This is a genomic window from Pseudomonas sp. EZ-C24 (assembly GCF_014525325.1).
Lineage (GTDB): Bacteria > Pseudomonadota > Gammaproteobacteria > Pseudomonadales > Pseudomonadaceae > Aquipseudomonas > Aquipseudomonas shirazensis.
In genome coordinates this window covers 26,878-35,008 of record NZ_JACDIU010000023.1, presented here as the reverse complement: position 1 = coordinate 35,008, position 8,131 = coordinate 26,878, and the positions used below count along the sequence as shown (strand labels likewise).

Genomic DNA, 8,131 nt, shown 5'->3' with positions numbered 1-8,131 from the left:
GCGGCCCCAATCACTTATTTGCTGGTAACGACCATCTTGCGCGCATGCGCCAGCGATTCTTTGGTCAGGTCAATCCCGCCCAACATCCGCGCCACTTCCTCAACCCGCTCACGCTTGCCGAGACTGGCCACCGCCGTGTGCGTGGTCTCGCTGTCGCGCACCTTGTGCACAAACAAATGATGATGCCCTTGCGCCGCCACCTGTGGCAGGTGGGTCACGGTCAGCACTTGCCCGCGTTCGCCAAGTCGGCGCAGCAACTGGCCGACAATTTCCGCAGTGGGCCCGCCGATACCGACGTCCACTTCGTCGAACACCAAAGTCGGGATGCGCGAGGTCTGCGCAGTGATCACCTGAATCGCCAGGCTGATCCGCGACAGCTCACCACCGGAGGCTACCTTGGCCAAACCTTTAAGCGGCTGCCCTGGGTTGGCACTGACCAGCAGTTCGATCTGCTCCAGGCCATGCGGCGAAGGCTCGGCACTCTCAAACGGGTTCAGCTCGATACAGAAACGCCCACCCGGCATACCGAGGCGCTGCACTTCCTGCTCGACCGCTGTGGCCAGTTGCGCAGCCGCCTGTTTGCGCAGGGCGCTGAGTTCCCGGGCCTTGGTTTGATAGTGCTGGGCATAGGCGGCCAGCTCTTCACCCAGGCGCTCAAGTGACTCGTCACTGGCGTTGAGGCCTTCAAGCTCTTCCATCAAGCGCTGTTGCAGGTGCGGCAGTTCGGTTGGGTGCACGCGGTGTTTGCGCGCCAGCGTATAAATAGTATCGAGGCGCTCTTCCAGCGCTTGCAGGCGCATCGGGTCGGCGTCGAAGTTGTCGAGGAAGCGATTGAGCTCGCCGACCGCTTCTTCGACCTGGATCTGCGCACTGGCAATCATGGTCGCCGCTTCGTCCAGCGCCTTCGGCCCGCCGGTCACCGCGCTGAGGCGGTTGAGGCTGGCGGTCAGGGCAGTGAGCACATTGCCCGAGTCGCTCTCGCTGCATTGATCGATGACCTGGCGGCAGATGCCGAACAGGGCTTCGGCGTTGGTCAGGCTCTTGTGCTCCTGCTCCAGTTGCTCCAGCTCGTTTTCGCCGAGGGCGAGGTTGTCCAGCTCTTCCAGCTGATAGCTCAGCAGCTGTTGCCGGGCGCGTTGTTCGTCGCCGGAGTTGGACAGCCGCTCCAGCTCCTGGCGGGTCTGCCGCCAGCGCTGCGCCGCCAGTTGCACCTGGCGGGAGAGGTCGCTGGCACCGGCGTACTCGTCGACCAAGCGGCGGTGAGTGTCGGTTTTCAGTAGCGACTGGTGCTCATGCTGGCTGTGGATGTCGATCAACAGTTCGCCGAGGGCCTTGAGGTCGCCGAGCGGGCAGGGCGTGCCATTTATATAGCCACGGCTGCGGCCTTCGGCGGTGATTACCCGGCGCAGGATGCACAGGCCTTCGCCGTCGAGGTCGCGCTCCTTGAGCCAGACGCTGGCCTCGGGAATGTCGACCAGGTCGAAGGTGGCGAGGATGTCGGCCTTGTCGGCGCCGGGGCGGACCACGCCGCTGTCGGCGCGATCGCCCAGGGCCAGGCCGAGGGCGTCGAGCATGATCGATTTGCCCGCGCCGGTTTCACCGGTAATCACACTCATGCCGCGAGACAGCTCGAGGTCCAGGTGTTCGACGATGGCGTAGTTGTGGATAGACAGGTGCACCAGCATGAGGGCGGCTCCCGAAAGGTCAGGTCTGGATATTTATACAGTGCTTTTTGCCTGCCTGACAATATCCATTGGTAGATTGCTTGTGCGCCGATGGAAAACCACCTCAGCCCTTGAAGCTGATTTTTCCGACCCCATATAGCCGTCAACGGAGCGAGCAAGGCTCGCACAACAGAAATTGCGGAGGAGATACCCAATGGCTGACGAACAGCTGGACGAAAACACCCCAAACACCGAAGAAGCAGGTTCTGAGGATCTCGGTACCCGTGTTCAGGTGCTCGAGGAGCAGCTGGCCGCGGCCAAGGATCAATCCCTGCGCGCCGTTGCCGACCTGCAGAACGTGCGTCGTCGGGCCGAACAGGATGTCGAGAAAGCGCACAAGTTCGCCCTGGAGAAGTTTGCCAGCGACCTGCTGCCGGTAATCGACAGCCTCGAGCGCGGCCTGGAACTGTCCAGCGCCGACGACGAAACCATCAAGCCAATGCGCGATGGTATCGAGCTCACCCTGAAGATGTTCAGCGACACCCTCAAGCGCTACAACCTTGAAGCCATTGACCCGCACGGTGAACCGTTCAACGCCGAACATCACCAGGCGATGGCCATGCAAGAGAGTGCCGATGTCGAGCCGAACAGCGTGCTCAAGGTGTTCCAGAAGGGCTACATGCTCAACGGCCGTCTGCTGCGCCCCGCCATGGTGGTGGTCAGCAAGGCGCCTGCGGCAGCGCAACCTTCGATCAACGAACAGGCTTGAAATCTGTTTGGGTGACCCCATCTTAGTGTCAAGCATTCAAGTATTACCGCAGTTGGCCAATGTAGCCGCTGCCAGCTAATTCAGTTTCGGGAGAGTTAACATGGGCAAAATCATCGGTATCGACCTGGGGACCACCAACTCGTGCGTCTCCATCCTGGAAAACGGTAACGTCAAGGTTATCGAGAACGCCGAAGGCGCGCGTACTACCCCTTCGATCATCGCTTACGCCAACGACGGCGAAATCCTCGTCGGTCAGTCGGCCAAGCGCCAGGCAGTCACCAACCCGCACAACACCCTGTACGCGGTAAAGCGTCTGATCGGTCGCCGCTTCGACGAAGAAGTCGTGCAGAAAGACATTCAGATGGTCCCGTACAAGATCGTCAAGGCTGACAACAACGACGCCTGGGTTGAAGTAAACGGCCAGAAAATGGCACCGCCACAAATCTCGGCTGAAATCTTGAAAAAGATGAAGAAAACCGCCGAAGACTACCTGGGCGAGCCAGTTACCGAAGCGGTCATCACCGTACCGGCCTACTTCAACGACAGCCAGCGTCAGGCCACCAAAGACGCCGGCCGCATCGCAGGTCTGGACGTAAAACGTATCATCAACGAACCAACCGCAGCTGCGCTGGCTTACGGTATGGACAAGGCCAAGGGCGATCACACCGTGATCGTTTATGACCTGGGTGGCGGTACCTTCGACGTTTCGGTTATCGAAATTGCCGAAGTCGACGGCGAGCACCAGTTCGAAGTACTGGCCACCAACGGTGACACCTTCCTCGGTGGTGAAGACTTCGACATTCGCCTGATCGACTACCTAGTCGACGAGTTCAAGAAAGAAAGCGGCATGAACCTCAAAGGTGACCCGCTGGCGATGCAGCGCCTGAAAGAAGCCGCTGAAAAAGCCAAGATCGAGCTGTCCTCGAGCCAGCAGACCGACGTCAACCTGCCGTACATCACTGCAGATGCGACCGGTCCTAAGCACTTGAACGTGAAGATTTCCCGCGCCAAGCTGGAATCGCTGGTTGAAGACCTGGTGCAGCGCACCATCGAGCCTTGCCGCATCGCTCTGAAAGACGCCGGTATCGACGTTGGCGCGATCAACGACGTGATCCTGGTCGGCGGCCAGACCCGTATGCCGCTGGTCCAGAAGCTGGTTACCGATTTCTTCGGTAAAGAAGCACGTAAAGACGTCAACCCGGACGAAGCCGTTGCCATGGGCGCTGCTATCCAGGGCGCGGTACTGGCCGGCGACGTCAAAGACGTACTGCTGCTGGACGTCAGCCCGCTGACCCTGGGTATCGAAACCATGGGCGGCGTGATGACTGCGCTGATCGAGAAGAACACCACCATCCCGACCAAAAAGTCGCAGGTGTTCTCGACTGCCGACGACAACCAGAACGCCGTGACCATTCACGTGCTGCAAGGTGAGCGTAAGCAGGCTGGTCAGAACAAGTCGCTGGGTAAATTCGACCTGGCGGACATTCCACCAGCACCACGTGGCGTGCCACAGATCGAAGTGACCTTCGACATCGACGCCAACGGCATCCTGCACGTCGGCGCGAAAGACAAGGCTACCGGCAAGACTCAGTCGATCGTGATCAAGGCCAACTCCGGTCTGTCCGACGAAGAGATCGAGCGCATGGTGCGTGACGCCGAGGCCAATGCCGAGGAAGACCGCAAGTTCGAAGAGCTGGCCGCTGCCCGTAACCAGGGTGACGCGCTGGTCCACTCGACTCGCAAAATGGTCGCCGATGCCGGTGACAAAGTGACCGCGGAAGAAAAAACCGCGATCGAAGCTGCCGTGGTTGCTCTGGAAGCCGCTGTCAAAGGCGACGACAAAGCTGCCATCGACGCCAAGGTCGAAGAGCTGTCCAAGGTCTCCGCACCAGTTGCCCAGAAGATGTACGCCGAGCAGTCGGCTGAACAGCCTCAGGGCGGCGCCCAGCAGCAAGCCGAGCCGGAAGCCAAGCACGATGACGTGGTTGACGCCGAGTTCGAAGAAGTGAAAGACAACAACAAGCAGTAATCCCTGCTAGTTGTCGGCCAGCTCAGCGCCGCTTGGTGTTGAGCTGGTAGGATGTCGCCGCGCGGGGGCTTGCTCCCGCGTTGGTGTGTCTGGAATACGAGAATTTTTACAGCATCTGTCAGGGCGCATGAGTCATGTGTAGCGGCAGGTGCTGGCGGCACGGCGCGGAACGCGCAGAGCTTTGCCGAACGCCCACAAGAGTGCAAATGACCTATGTCCAAGCGTGATTATTATGAGGTCCTGGGGGTCGAGCGCGGCGCCAGTGAAGGTGACCTCAAAAAGGCCTACCGCCGACTGGCGATGAAGTACCACCCGGACCGTAACCCGGGCGACAAAGAATCCGAAGACATGTTCAAGGAGGCCAACGAGGCCTACGAAGTGCTGTCTGATGCGAGCAAGCGCGCAGCGTTCGACCAATACGGTCACGCTGGTGTCGACCCAAGCATGGGTGGCGGCGGTGCAGGCTTCGGTGGCGCCAATTTCTCCGACATCTTTGGTGATGTGTTCAGCGACTTCTTCGGCGGCAGCCGGGGTGGTGGCCGTGGTGGCGCCGCACGCGGCAGCGACCTGCGCTACACCCTCGAGCTGAACCTGGAAGAAGCCGTGCGCGGCACCACGGTCAACATCCGTGTACCGACGCTGGTCAACTGCGAGCCGTGCGACGGCAGTGGTGCGAAGAAGGGCTCGACCCCGTCGACCTGCCCGACCTGCGGCGGTATCGGCCAGGTGCGCATGCAGCAGGGCTTCTTCTCGGTGCAGCAAACCTGCCCGCGCTGCCATGGCCAGGGCAAGATCATCACCGACCCGTGCGGTTCGTGCCACGGCGAAGGCCGTGTCGAAGAGTACAAGACGCTGTCGGTCAAGGTCCCGGCTGGGGTCGATACCGGCGACCGCATTCGCTTGTCCGGCGAAGGCGAGGCGGGTGCCCATGGCGGCCCGACTGGCGACCTGTATGTGGTGATCAACGTGCGTGAGCACGCGATCTTCCAGCGTGACGGCAAGCATCTGTACTGCGAAGTACCGATCAGCTACACCGATGCCGCCCTGGGTGGCGAGCTGGAAGTGCCGACTCTGGATGGTCGGGTCAAACTGAGGATCCCTGAAGGCACCCAGACCGGCAAGCAGTTCCGCTTGCGTGGCAAGGGCGTCGCTCCGGTGCGTGGCGGTGGTGCTGGTGACCTGCTGTGCCGGGTCGCGGTGGAAACCCCGGTCAACCTCAGCCGACGTCAGCGTGAGCTGCTCGAAGAGCTGCGTGACTCGCTCGAAGGTGACAGCTCCCATTCGCCCAAGGCCAACGGTTGGTTCGAGGGTGTGAAGCGCTTCTTCGGCGATCTCTGACAAGGAACAGGCTATGCGACGTATTGCGGTAATGGGTGCAGCAGGGCGGATGGGCAAGATCCTCGTCGAGGCTGTGCAGCAACAGGCGCCAAGCGCCGGCCTCACGGCTGCCATCGACAAGCCCGACAGCTCGCTGGTCGGCGCTGACGCAGGCGAATTGGCGGCCCTGGGCCGGATCGGCGTGACCATTTCGGGTGACCTGGCCAAGGTCGCTGATGAGTTCGACGTGCTGATCGACTTTACGCACCCGTCGGTGACCCTGAAGAACCTGGCGTTCTGCCGCAAGGCGGGCAAGGCCATGGTCATTGGTACGACCGGGTTCTCGGCAGAAGAGAAACTGCTGCTGGCCGAAGCCGGTAAAGACATCCCGATCGTGTTTGCCGCCAACTTCAGCGTTGGCGTCAACCTGTGCCTGAAGCTGCTCGACATCGCTGCCCGGGTGATGGGTGACGAGGTCGACATCGAGATCAGCGAAGCGCATCACCGGCACAAGGTCGATGCGCCGTCGGGTACCGCGCTGCGCATGGGTGAAGTGGTTGCTCAGGCGCTGGGTCGTGATCTGCAGGAAGTGGCGGTGTATGGCCGTGAAGGCCAGACCGGCGCGCGTGATCGCAAGACCATTGGTTTTGCTACTGTGCGGGCGGGTGACATCGTGGGTGATCACACGGTGCTGTTTGCCGCTGATGGCGAGCGCGTCGAGATCACCCACAAGGCCTCGAGCCGCATGACCTTCGCCAAGGGCGCGGTGCGTGCAGCGTTGTGGCTGGACGGGCGTGAGCCAGGTTTGTACGACATGCAGGATGTGCTCGAACTGCACTGATCAGCAAGGTCGGCGGCGTCTGCTTCGCGGATAAACCCGCTCCCACAGCGATCCCTGTGGCAGCGGGTTTACCCGCGAAGGGTTCAACTCGGAATTAAAGTGCCTGTCGCATTGGTGTGCATTTTCGACACATGCGCGGTAGACCAAAATCATCAATTTCTGTAAGCTACAGCTTTAGTGTGTTCACTAAAAGCGCGCAGAGATATTCAGCACATGAAGCGGGGTGACGTGTCCATACGTCACTCCGCTTTTTTGCAACCTGCGATCGCCCTTTCAGGCTTTATTTACGGGAGGTCTTCTTGACTAAGCCAGCCATACTCGCCCTTGCTGATGGCAGCATTTTTCGCGGTGAAGCCATCGGTGCCGACGGCCAGACTGTTGGAGAGGTGGTGTTCAACACCGCTATGACCGGCTACCAGGAAATTCTTACAGACCCTTCCTACGCCCAGCAAATCGTTACCCTGACTTACCCGCACATCGGTAACACCGGCACCAACCCGGGCGACGCAGAATCCGACCGCGTCTGGTCGGCTGGCCTGGTCATCCGTGACCTGCCGCTGGTTGCCAGCAACTGGCGCAAGACCCAGTCGCTGTCCGAGTACCTGAAAGAGCACAACGTGGTTGCCATCGCTGGCATCGACACCCGTCGCCTGACCCGCATCCTGCGTGAGAAGGGCGCTCAGAACGGCTGCATCCTGGCCGGTGACAACATCAGCGAAGAAGCCGCCATCGCAGCTGCCCGCGGCTTCCCGGGCCTGAAGGGCATGGACCTGGCCAAAGAAGTTTCCACCAAAGCGCGTTACGAGTGGCGCTCCAGCGTGTGGGATCTGAAAACCAACGACCATGCCGAAATCGCCGCTGCCGACTTGCCTTACCACGTGGTCGCCTTCGACTACGGCGTCAAGCTGAACATCCTGCGCATGCTGGTTGCGCGTGGCTGCCGGGTGACCGTGGTGCCTGCGCAAACGCCGGCCAGCGAAGTCCTCGCGCTCAATCCGGACGGCGTGTTCCTGTCCAACGGCCCAGGCGATCCTGAGCCATGCGACTACGCCATCCAGGCGATCAAGGAAGTGCTCGAGACCGAGATTCCGGTGTTCGGCATCTGCCTTGGCCACCAGCTGCTGGCCCTGGCCTCCGGCGCCAAGACGGTGAAAATGGGTCACGGCCACCACGGTGCCAACCACCCAGTGCAAGACCTCGACACCGGCGTTGTCATGATCACCAGCCAGAACCACGGTTTTGCTGTTGACGAAGCGACCCTCCCAGGCAACGTGCGGGCGATCCACAAGTCGCTGTTCGACGGTACCCTGCAGGGCATCGAGCGCACCGACAAGAGCGCCTTCAGCTTCCAGGGTCACCCTGAGGCAAGCCCAGGCCCGACTGACGTCGCGCCGCTGTTCGATCGTTTCATCGATGCCATGGCCAAGCGCCGCTGAGCATTCGCCATCCAGGCCCCGGACCAGCCCTGGCTGCGTCCGGCAGCGCCTGACCTGAGCATGTTCAAGCCGGCT

6 protein-coding genes are annotated in these 8,131 nt (G+C 61.1%); 5 read left to right on the top strand and 1 reads right to left on the bottom strand.

The features are described 5' to 3' along the window. Nucleotides 1-14: 14 nt before the first annotated feature. On the bottom strand, nucleotides 15-1,685 hold the full coding sequence (recN, locus tag IDM28_RS19290) for a DNA repair protein RecN (protein ID WP_188036682.1): 1,671 nt from the start codon (nucleotides 1,683-1,685) through the stop codon (nucleotides 15-17). Between the two features lie 193 nt (nucleotides 1,686-1,878). On the opposite strand from recN, the gene grpE reads away from it, so the two are divergent. The 5 genes from grpE to carA all read left to right on the top strand — a co-directional run bounded on the left by grpE (nucleotide 1,879) and on the right by carA (nucleotide 8,056). After that, nucleotides 1,879-2,433: a nucleotide exchange factor GrpE gene (grpE, locus tag IDM28_RS19285; RefSeq protein ID WP_103438610.1), complete on the top strand. Its 555-nt coding sequence runs from the start codon at nucleotides 1,879-1,881 to the stop codon at nucleotides 2,431-2,433. A gap of 100 nt (nucleotides 2,434-2,533) precedes the next feature. Beyond that, nucleotides 2,534-4,462 carry a molecular chaperone DnaK gene (dnaK, locus tag IDM28_RS19280; protein ID WP_101322169.1) on the top strand — a complete coding sequence of 643 codons (1,929 nt, stop codon included), beginning with the start codon at nucleotides 2,534-2,536 and terminating at the stop codon, nucleotides 4,460-4,462. A 213-nt stretch (nucleotides 4,463-4,675) separates the two neighbouring features. Continuing rightward, entirely contained in the window at nucleotides 4,676-5,800 is a 1,125-nt protein-coding gene (gene dnaJ, locus IDM28_RS19275) for a molecular chaperone DnaJ (RefSeq protein WP_101322168.1), read from the top strand. Nucleotides 5,801-5,813: 13 nt separating this feature from the next. Beyond that, nucleotides 5,814-6,620, top strand: a complete 807-nt coding sequence (gene dapB, locus IDM28_RS19270) for a 4-hydroxy-tetrahydrodipicolinate reductase (protein ID WP_150571317.1) — start codon at nucleotides 5,814-5,816, stop codon at nucleotides 6,618-6,620. A gap of 299 nt (nucleotides 6,621-6,919) precedes the next feature. Next, a complete protein-coding gene (gene carA, locus IDM28_RS19265) occupies nucleotides 6,920-8,056 on the top strand; it encodes a glutamine-hydrolyzing carbamoyl-phosphate synthase small subunit (protein ID WP_101322166.1) in 1,137 nt (378 codons plus the stop codon). Nucleotides 8,057-8,131 lie beyond the last annotated feature (75 nt).